The following is a 15,297-nucleotide window of genomic DNA, read 5'->3' on the forward strand; positions in this document are numbered from 1 at the left end:
TGCCGATGGGTTGTGCGTCGTAAGCACGCGCGAGCGCGTGTGTTTTACCGATTGTCCGCGAGCAGCACGCTTTGTCACAAGCTGTGAAAACGCATGTGTGACATGCACACGACGTTATCGCGCGCCGTCACACGGCCGTCAATGCGCCTCTTCCCAGTTGAGCCCCGCGCCGACTTCGGCGACGAGCGGCACTTTCAGCGCCGCCACGCCGCACATCAGCTCGGGCAGACGCTTGCGAACCTCGGGCAGTTCTTCGTCGGGGACTTCGAGAATCAGTTCGTCGTGCACCTGCATGATCATGCGCGTGCCGATGTTCGATTCTTCGATCCATTTCTGCACCGCGATCATGGAGAGCTTGATGAGATCGGCGGCCGTGCCCTGCATCGGCGCGTTGATGGCCGCGCGCTCCGCGGCCTGGCGGCGCGGACCATTGCCGCCGTTGATTTCCGGCAGCCACAGGCGGCGGCCGAACACGGTTTCCACATAACCCTTGGCTTTCGCGCTCAGGCGCGTCTCGTCCATATAACGGGCGACGCCGGGGTAACGCGCGAAATAGCGGTCGATGTACAGCTTCGCGGCATCGCGCGTAATGCCCAGGTTCGACGCAAGGCCGAACGAGCTCATGCCGTAAATCAGGCCGAAGTTGATGACCTTGGCCACACGCCGCTGATCGTTCGACACTTCCAGCGGCGTCACGCTGAAAATTTCGGAGGCGGTCGCGCGGTGAATGTCTTCGCCCTGCGAGAAGGCGCGCAGCAATGATTCGTCGCCCGAAATATGCGCCATGATGCGCAGCTCGATTTGCGAGTAATCCGCGGAGACGAGCTTGTGGCCCGGCGGCGCGATAAAGGCCTCGCGAATGCGGCGGCCTTCGCCGGTACGCACCGGAATGTTCTGCAGGTTAGGATCGTTCGACGCGAGACGCCCCGTCACCGCGACGGCCTGCGCATAGTTCGTATGCACGCGGCCCGTGCTGGCGTTGACCATGCGCGGCAGTTTGTCGGTGTAAGTGGACTTGAGCTTCGACAACCCGCGATGTTCCAGCAGGATTTTGGGCAGCGGATAATCTTCGGCGAGTTTTTGCAGCACTTCTTCGTCGGTGGAAGGTGCACCGCTCGGCGTCTTCTTGACGACCGGCAACTCCAGCCGCTCGAAAAAGATCTGGCCGATCTGCTTCGGCGAACCGAGGTTGAACTCGCCGCCGGCCAGCACATAGGCCTCGCTTTCCAGCTCGATCAGGCGCGCGGCGATTTCGCTACTCTGCAGACGCAGTTTTTCCGCGTCGATCAACACGCCCGTGCGCTCCATCTTGCGCAACACGCGCGACGTGGGCACCTCAATGTCGCGGTACACATGCTCGAGCGTCTTCTCCGCGGCGAGTTGCGGGTACAGCGTTTGATGCAGACGCAACGTGATGTCGGCGTCTTCCGCCGCGTATTCGGCGGCTTTGTCGAGCGCGACCTCGTCGAAGCCGATTTGCTGCGCGCCCTTGCCCGCAACGTCTTCGTACTTGATCGTCTTCACGCCGAGATGGCGCAACGCGAGGTTGTCCATGTCATGCGGGCGGTGCGATTCCAGCACGTACGATTGCAGCAGCGTGTCGTGCTCGATGCCGCGCATTTCAATGCCGTAGTTGGCGAGCACCTGTTCGTCGTACTTCAGGTGCTGACCGACCTTCTTGTGCTTCGCGCTTTCGAGCCACGGCTTGAGCTTCGCGAGCACTTCGTCGCGCGCCAGTTGCACTGGCGCGTCCGGGCCGCGATGCGCAACCGGCACATACGCGGCATGCCCCGCTTCGACCGCGAACGACAAGCCCACGATCTGCGCGGTCATCGGATCGAGCGACGTAGTCTCGGTGTCGAACGAAGTCAGCTCGGCCGCTTCGACTCTTTGCAGCCACGCGTCGAATTGGTCCCAGGTCTGCACGGTTTCATAGTGACGTTCGTGGTCGACGGTGAGCGCGGGCGGCACATCGGTTTCCGGGCCTTCCACCGCGTCGGCAATTTCGACCTCGCGCAGCCAGGTCTTGAAGCCGTGGCGCGTGAACACGTCGCGCAGTTCCTCCCGCGACTCGGGGCGGCTCTGCAAGTTTTCCTCGATGGACGCGATGTGATCGGTCAGATCGCAATGGCGCTCGACGGTGACGAGCTTGCGCGCCATCGGCAGGAAATCCAGCGCGCGTCGCAGATTGTCTCCTACCGCACCTTTGATCTCGCCAGCATGTGCGACGATGCCATCCAGCGACTCGTATTGCGTAAGCCATTTGAGCGCGGTTTTCGGCCCGCATTTCTCGACGCCCGGCACGTTGTCGACGGTATCGCCGATCAGCGACAGGTAGTCGACAATGCGCTCCGGCGGCACGCCGAACTTGGCAAGCACGCCGGCGCGGTCGAGTTTTTCGTTGGTCATCGTATTGATGAGGGTGACATGATCCGACACGAGCTGCGCCAGATCCTTGTCCCCAGTCGACACGATCACGTTCATGCCGCGCTTTTCCGCCTCGGTGCTGAGCGTGCCGATCACGTCGTCGGCTTCCACGCCGTCGATCATCAGGAGCGGCCAGCCGAGCGCGCGCACGGCCACATGGATCGGCTCGATCTGCCGCGAGAGATCGTCGGGCATGGAAGGACGATTCGCCTTGTAGTCGGGATACCAGTCGTCGCGAAACGTTTTGCCCTTGGCGTCGAACACGCACGCGCTATACTCTGCTGTGACTTCCTTGCGCATGCGCCGCAGCATGTTGATCATCCCGTAGAGCGCACCCGTGGGGCCACCGTCGGGCCCGCGCAGATCAGGCATCGCATGGTAGGCCCGGTACAGATAACTCGAACCGTCGACCAATAGCAGGGTCTTACCTTCAAGGCTTCGTTCTTCAGGCATTATGACTAAGAGAAAAGTGATTCCGAGTCTGCGTTCACTCGCAGATCAAGAGCGCGCAACGGCAAAAAAGGCCCGCGCATCGTGGCAGATGTTCACGATTATGGCAGAGTTTATCGAGGCGACCGAGTACCTCTCGGAGATTCGCCCGGCTGTCAGCATCTACGGTTCAGCACGCCTGAAACCGAACTCGCCGTACTACAAACTGGCCACGCAGATCGCGCGCAAACTTTCGGATGCGGGCTTCGCCGTGATCTCCGGCGGCGGCCCCGGCATCATGGAAGCCGCGAATAAAGGCGCGCATGCGGGCAAGGCGCCCTCGGTCGGGCTGAATATCGAATTGCCGCATGAGCAGTCCGGCAACCAGTGGCAGGACATCTCGCTGCGTTTCCGCCACTTCTTCACGCGCAAGGTCACGTTCGTCAAGAACTCCGACGCGGTCATCGTCATGCCCGGCGGTTTCGGTACGCTCGACGAACTGGCCGAAGTGCTCACGCTCATTCAAACCAAGAAGTCGCGCCACGTGCCGATCATTCTGGTGGGCGCCGAGTTCTGGGAGGGCCTGCTCGCGTGGTTCAAGAATTCGCTCACGCCAATGGGCCTCATCAATCCGACCGACATCGACCTCATGCAGGTGATCGACGATCCGGATCAGGTGCTCGAAGCGGTGCTGAAGTTCTACGAGGATCGCGAAGGCGCCGAGCCGCAGCCGACCAAGTCCGAAGAAGACCGGATGTTCTATCTGTAACGTGTGGGTCTAGCGTGACTTGTCCGCGCTCACGCGCGTAACTGGACGCCGAACGGGCAGCCTGTGTGCTGCCCGTTTTTGTTTCAGGTCTGCGGCGAAGCTTGAGCATGCGCCTCGGCTTGCGTGTCAGTGCCCTCGCCCTGATCGCCTTGCGCTTGCAACCATTCGCAGAACTGCGCGACGAGCGGCGCATTCGCGACCTCGCGCCGCGCGACCCACCAATAGCCGCGCGCGTCCAGGCGCGGTCCGGCAAGCGGCAAGACGAGGCGGCCTGACGCGAGTTCATCCGCCAATAGAGGCAAGGGGCCGAGCGCGACGCCAAGTCCATCCACCGCGGCCTGCAACGCCAGATAGAAGTGATCGAACGACTGCTTCTTGCGGCATTTCGCCGTGACGCCCGCCGCCGCCAACCAGTTGCCCCACGCATCAGGCCGTGTGTCCGAATGCAGCAAGACGTGCCGCGCGAGATCGTCGGCGGTGCGGATCGGCGAGCGCTGCAGCAGCGCAGGACTGCACACGGGCACCTCGGTTTCGCCGAGAAAATGGCCGCTCACGCAGTTCGGCCAGTGCGCGGGACCGCGCCGCACCGCAACGTCGAAACTGTCCAGTCTTTCCACGGGCGCATTCGACGTTGCAAGCCTCAGCTCGACGTTCGGCACCTTGCGCTGAAACTGATGCAGGCGCGGCAGCAGCCACTTCATTGCAAAGGTGGGCAGCGCATTCACGCGCAGCACATGCACGACGCCGGTGTCGCGCAGTTGGTCCGTGGCGTGCGCGATGCTGTCGAACGCGGCCTGAACCGTGGAGAGATAGCGGCGGCCGTCGCCCGTCAACCGGACACGCTTGCCGTGACGCTGGAACACCTGCACGCCGAGCCACGCCTCAAACGCTGCGACCTGCCGACTGATTGCACCGTGAGTCACATGCAGCTCGTTGGCGGCGGCGCTGAAGCTTTCATGACGCGCCGCGGCCTCAAAGGCGCGCAGTGCGGGAAAGGGAGGGAGATTGCGAGCCATGCTTGTGATTCTAGATCACAAAGCCGCGCCCAAAAATCGTTTTGTCGCGCGGCGGTTCGGCGCTAATCTTCCGAGCTTGAACGGGAAGCGAAGCAATATGGACCAGAACCTCACCTCACTCGATTCCGCAGAGGCACGCAAGCCCACACTGCGGGAGATTTTCGGCGGTTTTCTCGGCCTCGGGCTCATCTCATTCGGGGGCGCACTGCCGCTTGCGCGCCGCGCGCTCGTCGAACAGCGCCGCTGGCTAAGCGCCGAAGACTTCACCGATCTGCTCGGCCTTTGCCAATTCCTGCCGGGCGGCAATGTGATCAATCTGTCGGTGGCCGTGGGCATGCGCTTTCGCGGCATCCCGGGCGCGCTCGCCGGCATACTCGGACTGATTGCGGGACCGTCGCTCGTCGTGATCGGCCTGGGCGTGCTGTACGAGCACACGCAAGACGACCCGCACGTGCGTCATCTGTTTGCGGGGCTGGCGGCCGCGGCGGCGGGCCTGCTTATTTCGATGGCCGTGAAAATCCTGCTGCCGTTGCGTCACAAGCCGATGGCCGCGCTCATCGCCGCGCTCGGCTTCATCGCGATTGCCATCCTGCGGCTGCCGCTCTTGCCCACCATGCTGGTGTTGACGCCGCTCAGCATCTACGTTGCATCGAGGAATGCGCAATGAACGGCACTCTCGTTTCGCTCGCCATCATTTTCAGCCAGCTTTCGCTACTCGCATTCGGCGGCGGCAACACCATTCTTCCGGAGATGCAGCGCCAGGTGGTCGAGGTGCATCACTGGATGCCGGCCAGCGAATTCAGCGCGCTCTTCGCGCTCGCGCAAGCCGCGCCCGGCCCGAACCTGATGATCGTGACGCTGATTGGATGGCATGTGGCCGGTTGGCCGGGCATGCTCGTCACGTCGATCGCGAAGTTCGGACCGTCTTCGATCGTGACGATTCTCGCGCTGCACGCGTGGGACCGCTTCAAGGACCGGCCGTGGCGGCGCTACGCGCAATGGGGACTGGTGCCGGTAACGGCCGGCATCGTCGCGGCGAGCGCTGCGCTGATCGCGCAAGCGTCGGATTCGACCGCCATTGCATGGGCGATTACCGCGGTCACAGCAGCGATCGCGCTGAAGACGCGCGTTCATCCGCTGTGGCTGCTGGCGGCGGGTAGCCTGATCGGGCTGACGGGCTTTGGGCAGTAAGCAGGGCGCGCGCAGCGCCCGCACCGCGCGCTCGCCAAAGCCGGCTTACTGAAACGCCACTTCCGCGAAACTGCGCAGCTTGCGGCTATGCAAACGATGCAGTCCGTTCTCGCGCAACAGCTCCATCGCCTTCACGCCGATCTGCAGATGCTGATCGACCTGCGCGCGATAAAACTGGTCGGCCATGCCGGGCAGCTTCAGTTCGCCGTGCAGCGGTTTGTCGGACACGCATAGCAAGGTGCCGTAAGGCACACGGAAGCGGAATCCATTCGCGGCGATGGTCGCGCTTTCCATGTCGAGCGCAATCGCGCGGCTTTGCGACAGCCGCTGCACCGGCTCGCGATGATCGCGCAGTTCCCAGTTGCGGTTGTCGACACTCGCGACGGTGCCCGTGCGCATCACGCGTTTCAGCTCCACGCCGTCGAGCTGCGTGACCTGCGCGACCGCGCGTTCGAGCGCGACCTGCACTTCGGCGAGCGCCGGAATCGGCACCCACAGCGGCAAGTCGGCGTCGAGCACGTGGTCCTCGCGCACATAGCCGTGCGCGAGCACGTAGTCGCCGAGGCGCTGCGTGTTGCGCAGACCCGCGCAGTGCCCGAGCATGATCCACGCATGCGGACGCAGCACGGCAATGTGATCGGTGATGGTCTTCGCATTCGACGGCCCCACGCCGATGTTGATCATCGTGATGCCGCTGCCGTCCGCGCGCTTCAGGTGATACGCGGGCATTTGCGGCAGACGCGGCGGCGCGGTGCCTTCCTGCGCCTGCTCGCCGAGATTCTCGTTGTACGTGACGACGTCGCCCGGCTCGACGAACGACGTGTATTCGCTGCGATAGGCGCGCAGTTCCTCGTCGTCGGTATGGGCCATCATCGTGCGGCCGAGCTTGACGAATTCGTCGATATAGAACTGGTAGTTCGTGTACAGCACGTAGTTCTGGCAATGCGTGGGCGAGGTCGCCGTGTAATGCTTCAGCCGATGCAGCGAGAAGTCCACGCGCGCCGCCGTGAACAACGCAAGCGGATGCGGCTCACCGGGCAGCGGCTCATACGTGCCGTTCACAATGCGGTCGTCGAGCAGCGCGAGGTCCGGCGTGTCGAACACGTCGCGCATGAGGAAAAGACGCTCGCGATCCAGATCGCCTTCGAGGTGAATGCCCTCCGCAAAGGCAAAATGAATCGGAATGGGTTGCGTCGAAACGCCGACCTCGATCTTCACATGATGGTTCTTGGCAAGCAGCCGCAGTTGCTCACGATAGTAGTTGCCGAACAGATCGGGCCGCGTGACCGTGGTCTCGAATACGCCGGGCCCCGCGACGAAACCATACGAGCGGCGCGAGTCGATATGCGTGTTCACTTCGGTGCACACGCGCACGAATGGGTAGCATGCGCGCACCCGGCGCTCGAACAGTTCGTTGCGGCGATAGCGCGCGAAGGCGTCGCGCAGGAAAGAGGTGTTCGCTTCGTAAATCGCCGACAGGCGGGTGACAGCTTCGGCAGCATCGTCGAAGGATTCAGTCGGGAAACTGTTGGCGGGAGTTTGCACCGCGCGTTGATTGGTATCGTTGTTCATCTTCGTTCGCCTCTATTGATGAGATGACATTACCACGGAACCCGGGTTCGCCAAATGACCGCGCCGCCCGCGCGGCACGCGCTGCCGCGGGCGCCCGAAGATGGCGGACGCGTCGCGCGAAAGCGGCGCAAAATAAGGGGATCGCGCCCGTGGCAGAGGCTGGATTTGCTAGAATCGGGGCACCATTCCGGAGAATCACCATGAAGCCGCTCCTTCCCGTCGCCGTTGCACTGGCCGTGGCCTTTGGCAACGCCGCGATGGCTGCCCAGCCCGTCGACGACACGCCGCCCCCGGGCGCCCCGCAGTCCGCCAACGAACGCGCCGGCCTGCCCGATCTGGACAAGATCAACCGGCCGGCCGCTGAGGTCAGCTCGAAGGTCGAAATCAACGTCCCGCGCACGCCGAGCTTTTACGAGCGCAGCGCGAACGGCACTGAAATCACCGAATACCGCGACAAAGGCAAGCCCGTCGAAATCAACGTGCATTCGAACCTCGGCACGCGCTATCACATGAGCGCGCCGCTCGACACGTCGCCCGCCGTGCGCGACAACGGTCGTGCGAGCACGCGTTTGCCGTCGGTGAACCTCACTTATTGATCGATGCGGGCCGGGGCGCCGGCCTCGCCCGCCTCGTTGTTTTCATCGAGCATCCGCGGCTGGCGTGCCGCGGCTTAGCTGTAACCGTTTCAAGACCGCTGTTGCCGTGAATCCCGCTGCCGTTTGCGGACCCGCCCTTCGCGCGTTCGCCGCTGCCTTGACCACCGCACGCATTCCGCTGGCCGAATCGCGCCAGCCCGACCAACCTGATCCGACGTTTTCCGCATGGCTGTCTTCACCGCTGTCACCGAATCCCAACTTGCAGACTGGATGCGCCATTACGATCTGGGGGAGGTCGTCGAATTTCGCGGCATTTCATCCGGCATCGAAAACAGCAATTTTTTTCTGACGACGACGCGCGGCGAATACGTCCTCACCATCTTCGAAAAGCTCACAGCCGAGCAACTGCCGTTCTATCTGGACCTGATGCGGCATCTGGCCGCTCACCGTGTGCCCGTGCCGGACCCGATGCCGCGCGAGGACGGTTCTCTCTTCGGCATGCTGCTCGGCAAGCCCGCGGCGATCGTGACGAAACTCGAAGGCGCGCCGGAACTCGCGCCGGGCGTCGAGCATTGCATCGAGGTCGGGCAGATGCTGGCTCGCATGCATCTGGCCGGGCGCGATTACACCGGCTATCAGCCGAATCTGCGCAGCCTGCCGTGGTGGAAGGAAACGGTGCCGACCATCCTGCCGTTTCTGGAAGGCGAGCAGCGTGAGCTGCTGTCCTCCGAACTCGCGTATCAGGAGGCGTTCTTTGCCTCCGCCGATTACGCCGCGCTGCCCGAAGGCCCCTGCCACGCCGACCTGTTCCGCGACAACGCGATGTTCGCGCACGCCGCGCCGGAGACGGGCCACGAAGTGCGGCTCGGCGGCTTCTTCGACTTTTACTTCGCCGGCTGCGACAAGTGGCTGTTCGACGTCGCGGTGACCGTCAACGACTGGTGCGTGGACCTCGCCACGGGCAAGCTCGATGAGGCGCGCACGGAAGCGATGTTGCGCGCGTATCAGACCGTGCGGCCCTTCACCGCCGAGGAAAACCGCCATTGGGGCGACATGCTGCGGGCAGGCGCATACCGTTTCTGGGTCTCGCGCCTGTATGATTTTTATTTGCCGCGCGCGGCCGAGCTGCTCAAACCGCACGACCCCGGCCACTTCGAACGCATTCTGCGCGAACGCCTGTCCGGCGTCGCACTTCCTGGCATTCATACCTCATGCAACTGATCGAAGTCCCCGCGAAAGCCGGCTATGTATGGTTCCGGCAAGGCATCTGGCTGTTTCGCAAGAATCCGCTCGCGTTTCTGACGCTCTTCTTCACCTACCTGCTGGTGATGACGCTCGTCGCGCAAATTCCGCTGATCGGCAGCGTGTTGCCGCTCGCGTTCATTCCCGGCGTGGCGGTCGGTTTCATGGCGGCATGCCGCAACACGATCGCCGGCAAGCCGGTGTTCCCGACCATTCTCGTGGACGGCTTCCGCTCGTACGGCCCGGTGGTGGCGCGCCGGCTGATCGTGCTCGGCGTGTTCTATGTGATCGCGATGGCGCTGGTGCTGGCGGGCTCCGCGCTCGCCGACGGCGGCATGCTGCTCAAGGTGATGCTCGGCGCGGGCGGGGCCCTCGACCCCGAGGCGCTGGCCAACAGCAACATGCCGCTTGCCGTGGTCACGGCCTTCGCGTTCTACGTTCCGGTGGCCATGCTTTTCTGGTTCTCGCCGATTCTCGCGGCGTGGCATGACGTGCCGCCCATCAAGGCCATGTTCTTCAGCCTCGTCAGCTGCTGGCGCAATCGCGGCGCGTTCATCGTATTCGGCGCGCTGTGGTTCGCCGTGGCGATGACCGTATCGCTCGGCTTGTCGGCGCTGATGCAGGGACTCGGCGCGGGCGACTTCGCCTTTGCCGTGCTGATGCCCGCGACGATGATCGTCACCACCATGCTGTATTGCTCGTTTTACGCGACGTATCGCGGCTGCTACGGCGTGCAAACGCCGCAAACGCCGGATCTGCCGACCACGCCGGCGGCCTGAAACCTTTGAGGGCGTGACTTCGGCCGCGGTACGAACAACGGGCGGCCGGGTTCCGCTTGCTCGCGTGAGCGCTGTGCCTGCGGCGGCGGTCGCATCCGTTCAGACCTGCGTAAGCCCGCTCCGCAAACAGCCGTTTACCGCTCCACTTGCCGATGACACGCGTCCGCCATCTGAACGACAGCTTCGACACCGGTCTGGTCTGGTTCCGCCGCGACCTGCGTACAACCGATAACGCCGCGCTCTACTACGCGCTCAAACATTGCGAGCGCGTCTGGTGCGTGTTCGTGTTCGATACGACGATACTGCAACCGCTCGTCGACAGGTGGCAGACGCGTCATCCGGGCACGCAGGCGCAGGACCGGCGTGTCGAGTTCATTTTTGGCTCGCTGCGCGAACTCGACGAGGCACTGCGCGCGCAAGGCGGCGGCCTCGTCGTGTTGTATGGCGACCCGGCGGATCTCGTGCCGAAGCTCGCCGATCAGTTGCGCGTCGACGCGGTATGGACCAACCACGACTACGAACCCGCCGCCATCGAACGCGACGAAGCGGTGCGCGAGCGCCTGGCAGAAACGGGGCGCACGTTTCTCACGTTCAAGGATCAGGTGATTTTCGAGCGCGCGGAACTGCTGACCGGTCAGAACAAGCCGTTTACCGTCTTCACGCCATACAAGAACGCCTGGCTCAAACAATTGACGAGCTTCGATCTCAAGCCCTACCCGGTCGAAACTTACGCGAATCGTCTGGCCTCGTTGCCGCCGGCCCTGAACAGGCAGTTGCCGACGCTCGAACAACTCGGCTTCGCTCCGGGCAATCTCGCGGAGCTGGACTTGCCCACGGGCATGAGCGGCGCACAGCGGCTGCTGGACGACTTTCTCACGCGAATCGACAGCTACGCCGAACGGCGCGATTTTCCGGCCGTCAAGGGTCCGAGCTACCTCTCGGTGCATTTGCGCTTCGGCACCGTATCGATCCGCACGCTCGCGCGGCTCGCGCATGAAATGTCCCTGCAGCCGGACGGCCGTGGCGCGGCGACGTGGCTGTCGGAGCTCATCTGGCGGGATTTTTACTTCATGATCCTTGCGCATCACCCGAGGCTCGCGGGCGGCGCGTCGTTCAAGGAGGAGTACGACCGGCTGCGGTGGGAGCAGGGTCCTGAGGCGGACGCCGCCTTTGCCGCGTGGTGCGATGGCCGCACGGGCTACCCGCTGATCGACGCCGCGATGCTGCAACTGAACCGCACCGGCTACATGCACAACCGCCTGCGCATGGTGACGGCGAGTTTTCTGGTCAAGGATCTGGGTGTCGACTGGCGGCTCGGCGAGCGCTATTTCGCCGAACAATTGAACGACTATGATTTCGCCGCGAATAACGGCGGCTGGCAGTGGGCGGCTTCGACGGGATGCGATGCGCAGCCCTATTTCCGCATCTTCAATCCGATCACGCAGTCGGAAAGGTTCGATGCCGACGGCCGGTTTATCAAACGCTATCTGCCGCAACTGGGCAAGCTGCCGGCGAAATGGATTCATGCGCCGTGGCTGGCAGGCGCGCAACGGCTGGCGGAATTCGGTGTTGCGCTGGGCGACAACTACCCGGCCCCGATTGTGGACCACGCGCACGCAAGGGCGCGGACGCTAGCCCGTTTCGGTAAGTGAGCACACGCTCACAAGGGTGCAACAGTCCGACCGGAGAAAGACTGGGCATGAGCCCGAGGCGCAGAAAGCGAAACGCTCGCGCCGTGCACCGGCGTCTATTATTACCGCCGATGCTTCACTGAAGGCGTTCAGCTTAGTGCTGGCTCATCCACGACGGCTGGCGGAAGCTCGTTTCGCGATCCAGCTTGCGCATGCGGAATTCCAGGTCGTACAGGTCCGTTGCTTCAGCGAGGAACGCGTCTGCGCGCTCTTTGGCGAGTTGTTCGGGCGACTTCGTCAGAAACAGGAACAGGCGGGTAAGCAGGTACATGGTCAACCTCGACAATGAGTTTAGGCGTTAACGCCTAAGGGATAACCCGTATTATAGGGAAAACCCTAGGAGTGCGCCAGCACTGATTTCGAAGTGTTGTTCAAACGTCACCGGGCGTAGAACCAAGGCGCCGCGCCGCTTTCCTCGACGCCTGCCCCCACGCGCCGCTGGTGCTTGAAGAATTCCCAGATCATCGCGCTCGCGTCCGGACCTTTCGACGAATGGAACGGCACGGCGTCGTCGCCGCCGGCCCACGCGTGCGCGAGCCCTTGCACGCGGCACACGCGCACCACGCGCCGCCCGCTGCGGAAATAGTCGCGCATCGTCACGCCGCCTTTGCGCTCTTCGCGCAACTCGCCGGCTTTGCGCGCGCCGGTCGGATCGATCATCCGGTTGAGCCGCAAAAATTGCGTCGCAAGCTGGTCGGCATTGACCGGCGCGACCACATGGTCGGCGTCGCCGTGGATGATGATCGCCGGCATGCCGGGGTAATGCGCCACATCGGCCACCTCGTCGACGAGTTCGACGGGGTCGCGCCGCGCCCCGCGCCGCATCACGTCCATGGCGGTGATGCCGGAGCGGGCCTCGCCGAAAGCGGGCCCGGAATGCAGCGCAACCGCCGCGAAGCGCTCCGGAAAATGCAGCGCCAGCAGCGCCGTCAGCCCGGCGCCGGCTGAAATTCCGGCGACGTACACCCGCTCGCTGTCGAACCCATGCTGGGCAACGAGGGCATCGACAAGCGACACAACCGCGCGCGCCTCCGCGCCGCCCGCGCTTTCGCCTGCGTCGTACCAATGCCAGCAGCGGTGCGAATGCGCGTGCTTCGACTGTTCCGGATAAACCACGGCAAAGCCGTAGCGGTCCGCCAGCACGTTCATGCGCGTGCCTTGGGCGAATTCGTCGATGGATTGCGTGCAGCCGTGCAGCATCACGACGAGCGGCATGCTGTCGAGCGCATGGCCCGACGGCACATACAAACCATATTGCAGATGATTGACGAGCCGCCCGGGCGCCGCGGGCGCCGAATGAAACGAGCGCGTCCAGGCGCCGCTCGCCCACGCCGCCGCGCGCGGACGAACCCGCGATTCGCGCGCGCTCTGGCGCGGCGCCTCGCGTTTGGCCGGCGCACGGAGCGCCGCGGACTTGAGCGGGCGGACTTTGGTCGACGGCTTGCTGGTCGCCGGACGGGCTGGGCGCGTGGTGGTGCGCTTCGCGGTCTTCTGCGCGTGCTCGGTTTGAATCGCCAGCAGGCGCTTCAAACCGCGAAGCCAGATGTTCGATAGACTTTTTGCCATCGGCGCAAAACCTCGCAAAAAGGGGCAGGATGGTGGGACGAAATGTGCTTCTTGTGCAATGCACAATAACATCAATCCGCACGCTATGCAGGACGCTTCAAACGAATTCCGCCGCTGCCAACCGTGCCCATCACCGGCCGCCAACGGGCAGCCGCCAGCCCGCCGCAGGCTACCCGCGACAGCCGCCGATGAACCTTGCCGGCGCGCCGCTATCCAAGTGCGAGCTGGCCCTGAGCTGCCCTGTTAGCAAGCTAACGTCCCGCGGCAAAAAGCTTTTTTGCCCGGCGCCAGCCGCCGGCACAGCCCGTCTATACTGGCGGTTATCCCGGCGCGTCGGCGATTCATGCCGTTCGCGCGTTGCAGTGTGATATCCATAATTCTATGCGGCTCTGATCGCCTGTCCCGATGCCCGAATTGTCCGACCACCTGTGGTACTCCATCACCAGCCTCGGCGGCGCCGGTATGACGCTGCCGCTCGCGTTCGCCATCGCGCTGTGGCTGGCGGTCGGCTACACGTGGCGTATGGCGGCGGGCTGGCTGCTGTTGCTCGGCGCGGCCATTGGGCTCGTGACCGTCACAAAGCTGGCATTCCTCGGCTGGGGCGTGGGCGTGCGCGAGCTCGATTTCACGGGCGTGAGCGGCCACGCCATGCTCTCTACGGCGGTGTATCCGGTCGCCCTGTTCCTGATTCTGCTGCGAACGCATCCCTCCGTCCGGGTGCTGGGCGTGCTGCTCGGCCTCGCCGCCGGTATGGCGGTGGGCTTGTCGCGCGTCGTGCTGAGCGCGCATTCGCCTTCGGAAGCCATCACCGGCTGTCTCGTCGGCGCGCTCGCTGCGCTGCTGTTCGTGCGGATGGCATGGAAGGCCCAGCCCGAGCGCCTTTCCGCGTTTCCCGTCGCGGTGAGCCTGATGGTGCTCGCTGTGTTGATGCACGGCGTGCATGTGCCGACGCAGCGCTGGGTGACCCACATCGCGCTGAAAGTGTCCGGCCATGAGCGGCCGTTTATCCGCGCGAAATGGAAGGCCGTACGCGACGTCCGGCCGGCCGCCGCCCCGCTCTCGCAAACGCGCAACACCCTCGCGCCGCCCGCTTCCCTTCACGTGTGAATCTTTGCCGGTCCGGCTTGCGCCGCAGTATTTGACCGGCCGAATGTCCGTCATGCCCGCGCTATAACCTCGTGTATATTACGATAGACGTTTTAACCACCGCTCCGGCGCGCGCCGGACTTTCACACGTTCATGACACCGTCCCGCCGTCTGCTGAAACAAGCGCTATGGGCCGCCGGCGCTATTTGCCTTGTCTTTAGCGCCAACGCACGCGCCGACGAGCTGGTCGTCTCGGCCGCCGCCAGCCTGACCAACGCATTCAAGGCCGTGAGCGAAGCCTTCGAGAAGCAGCACGCGGGCACCAAGGTGCTGCTCAACTTCGGCGCTTCCGACGTCCTGATGCAGCAGATCGCCAAGGGCGCACCCGCCGACGTCTTCGCCTCCGCGGATCAGAAGGCCATGGACAAAGGCGCCGCCGAGAAAGTCATCGTGCCGGCCACGCGCCACGATTTCGCGGCCAACTCGCTCGTACTCATCGTGCCGGTAGACAGCCGTTTCGCGCCGTCGAGCCTGAATGAGCTGGCGTCGTCGAACGTCAAGCGGATTGCTTATGGCGATCCGGCGTCCGTGCCCGTCGGCCGCTACACGCAAGGCGCGCTGCAAGCGGCGGGCGTGTGGGACGCCGTGAGCGCGAAGGCCGTGCTCGCGGCCAATGTGCGTCAGAGTCTCGATTATGTGTCGCGTGGCGAAGTCGACGCCGGTTTCGTCTTCGGCACCGATGCCGCCATCGTGCCCGGCAAGGTGAAAGTGGCGCTGAGCGTGCCGACGCAAACGCCGATCACCTATCCGATCGCGCAAGTGGAAGGCAGCCGCCACGCGGCGGACGCGCAGGCCTTCGTCGACTTCGTGCTGTCGCCGGCCGGTCAGGCGGTACTCGCAAAGTACGGCTTCAAGCCGGCTCACTGATCCACA

At 63.9% G+C, this 15,297-nt stretch carries 14 protein-coding genes; 9 read left to right on the forward strand and 5 right to left on the reverse strand.

All coding sequences use genetic code 11. The features are described 5' to 3' along the window. Window positions 1-138 precede the first annotated feature (138 nt). Window positions 139-2,880, reverse strand: coding sequence for a DNA polymerase I (gene polA, locus ACEN8U_RS01055; protein WP_310112116.1), 2,742 nt, complete (start codon window positions 2,878-2,880; stop codon window positions 139-141). Between the two features lies 1 nt (window position 2,881). Here polA and ACEN8U_RS01060 point away from each other — a divergent pair, with 1 nt between their 5' ends. Then, complete coding sequence (locus ACEN8U_RS01060; RefSeq protein ID WP_013342013.1) at window positions 2,882-3,625, forward strand: TIGR00730 family Rossman fold protein; 744 nt, start codon at window positions 2,882-2,884, stop codon at window positions 3,623-3,625. Window positions 3,626-3,708: 83 nt separating this feature from the next. Here ACEN8U_RS01060 and ACEN8U_RS01065 read toward each other — a convergent pair whose 3' ends face one another. Then, complete coding sequence (locus ACEN8U_RS01065; protein ID WP_310112118.1) at window positions 3,709-4,641, reverse strand: transcriptional regulator GcvA; 933 nt, start codon at window positions 4,639-4,641, stop codon at window positions 3,709-3,711. Window positions 4,642-4,738: 97 nt separating this feature from the next. Here ACEN8U_RS01065 and ACEN8U_RS01070 point away from each other — a divergent pair, with 97 nt between their 5' ends. Together ACEN8U_RS01070 and ACEN8U_RS01075 are read left to right on the forward strand one after the other, a co-directional pair. Continuing rightward, window positions 4,739-5,308, forward strand: a complete 570-nt coding sequence (locus ACEN8U_RS01070; protein ID WP_310112120.1) for a chromate transporter — start codon at window positions 4,739-4,741, stop codon at window positions 5,306-5,308. Continuing rightward, window positions 5,305-5,832, forward strand: coding sequence for a chromate transporter (locus ACEN8U_RS01075; RefSeq protein ID WP_310112122.1), 528 nt, complete (start codon window positions 5,305-5,307; stop codon window positions 5,830-5,832). Before ACEN8U_RS01070 ends, ACEN8U_RS01075 begins: the two co-directional genes overlap by 4 nt. Before the next feature lie 45 nt (window positions 5,833-5,877). Here the strand turns inward: ACEN8U_RS01075 and ACEN8U_RS01080 are convergent, their stop codons facing one another. Further along, window positions 5,878-7,404: an AMP nucleosidase gene (locus ACEN8U_RS01080; RefSeq protein ID WP_013591418.1), complete on the reverse strand. Its 1,527-nt coding sequence runs from the start codon at window positions 7,402-7,404 to the stop codon at window positions 5,878-5,880. Window positions 7,405-7,604: 200 nt separating this feature from the next. On the opposite strand from ACEN8U_RS01080, the gene ACEN8U_RS01085 reads away from it, so the two are divergent. The 4 genes from ACEN8U_RS01085 to ACEN8U_RS01100 all read left to right on the forward strand — a co-directional run bounded on the left by ACEN8U_RS01085 (window position 7,605) and on the right by ACEN8U_RS01100 (window position 11,673). Next, entirely contained in the window at window positions 7,605-8,000 is a 396-nt protein-coding gene (locus tag ACEN8U_RS01085; protein ID WP_013591417.1) for a hypothetical protein, read from the forward strand. 225 nt (window positions 8,001-8,225) lie between these two features. Continuing rightward, on the forward strand, window positions 8,226-9,221 hold the full coding sequence (locus ACEN8U_RS01090; protein WP_013591416.1) for a homoserine kinase: 996 nt from the start codon (window positions 8,226-8,228) through the stop codon (window positions 9,219-9,221). Further along, window positions 9,212-10,021: a BPSS1780 family membrane protein gene (locus ACEN8U_RS01095; RefSeq protein WP_028362131.1), complete on the forward strand. Its 810-nt coding sequence runs from the start codon at window positions 9,212-9,214 to the stop codon at window positions 10,019-10,021. Before ACEN8U_RS01090 ends, ACEN8U_RS01095 begins: the two co-directional genes overlap by 10 nt. A gap of 152 nt (window positions 10,022-10,173) precedes the next feature. Then, window positions 10,174-11,673 carry a deoxyribodipyrimidine photo-lyase gene (locus ACEN8U_RS01100; protein ID WP_310112126.1) on the forward strand — a complete coding sequence of 500 codons (1,500 nt, stop codon included), beginning with the start codon at window positions 10,174-10,176 and terminating at the stop codon, window positions 11,671-11,673. A 133-nt stretch (window positions 11,674-11,806) separates the two neighbouring features. On the opposite strand, the gene ACEN8U_RS01105 is transcribed toward ACEN8U_RS01100, so the two are convergent. Further along, window positions 11,807-11,983, reverse strand: a complete 177-nt coding sequence (locus ACEN8U_RS01105) for a DUF3563 family protein (protein ID WP_310112127.1) — start codon at window positions 11,981-11,983, stop codon at window positions 11,807-11,809. 107 nt (window positions 11,984-12,090) lie between these two features. After that, on the reverse strand, window positions 12,091-13,278 hold the full coding sequence (locus ACEN8U_RS01110) for a PHB depolymerase family esterase (RefSeq protein WP_310112129.1): 1,188 nt from the start codon (window positions 13,276-13,278) through the stop codon (window positions 12,091-12,093). Window positions 13,279-13,683: 405 nt separating this feature from the next. On the opposite strand from ACEN8U_RS01110, the gene ACEN8U_RS01115 reads away from it, so the two are divergent. Further along, window positions 13,684-14,385: a phosphatase PAP2 family protein gene (locus tag ACEN8U_RS01115; protein ID WP_310112131.1), complete on the forward strand. Its 702-nt coding sequence runs from the start codon at window positions 13,684-13,686 to the stop codon at window positions 14,383-14,385. A 132-nt stretch (window positions 14,386-14,517) separates the two neighbouring features. After that, window positions 14,518-15,291 carry a molybdate ABC transporter substrate-binding protein gene (gene modA / locus ACEN8U_RS01120; RefSeq protein WP_310112133.1) on the forward strand — a complete coding sequence of 258 codons (774 nt, stop codon included), beginning with the start codon at window positions 14,518-14,520 and terminating at the stop codon, window positions 15,289-15,291. Window positions 15,292-15,297: the final 6 nt, after the last annotated feature.

The sequence above is a fragment of the Paraburkholderia phenoliruptrix genome (assembly GCF_047325075.1).
In the GTDB taxonomy this organism is placed as follows: Bacteria; Pseudomonadota; Gammaproteobacteria; order Burkholderiales; family Burkholderiaceae; genus Paraburkholderia; species Paraburkholderia phenoliruptrix.